The following is a 532-nucleotide window of genomic DNA, read 5'->3' on the forward strand; positions in this document are numbered from 1 at the left end:
AGCACCACGAGACCTGGCCGGCCCCGTAAATCGCGGGATCAGCCGATTGTCAGGCGATTCGTTGGATAGCCCTTTCACCTGTAGTGGGTGGGGGTTTGGTGCACAACAAACGTTGAGAAGCGGTGTGGGAAACGCTGTTTCGATGAACTGCCAGACACACTATTGGGCTTTGAGACAACAGGCCCGTGCCCCTGTGGTTTGGGGGTGGCTCCGCCGGATGTGTGTGGGGTCGGAGTGTTGTTGCCCTGCTTTGGTGGTGGGGTGTGGTGTTTGATTTGTGGATAGTGGTTGCGAGCATCGAGATGGTGGCTTGTGTGAAGGCCTGCCTTCCTTGTGGGGGTGGGTTTCTTTGTGCGGGTTGTCATTTCATGTAATGCAAATTTTTGTTGATACCCAGGGCTTTTCCTTTTGGGAGAGGTTTTGGGTGACTCATTTTTTGGTTTTGTGTTGTAAGTGTTTAAGGGCGCATGGTGGATGCCTTGGCACTAGGAGCCGATGAAGGACGTGGGAGGCTGCGATATGCCTCGGGGAG

At 54.3% G+C, this 532-nt stretch carries 1 rRNA gene; it reads left to right on the forward strand.

Annotated features, from left to right (window positions below):
- Positions 1-447: 447 nt before the first annotated feature.
- A 23S ribosomal RNA gene (locus ACQI46_RS25615) occupies positions 448-532 on the forward strand; the annotation flags it as partial.

The sequence above is a fragment of the Mycobacterium sp. SMC-4 genome (genome assembly GCF_050205565.1).
Classification (GTDB): Bacteria; Actinomycetota; Actinomycetes; order Mycobacteriales; family Mycobacteriaceae; genus Mycobacterium.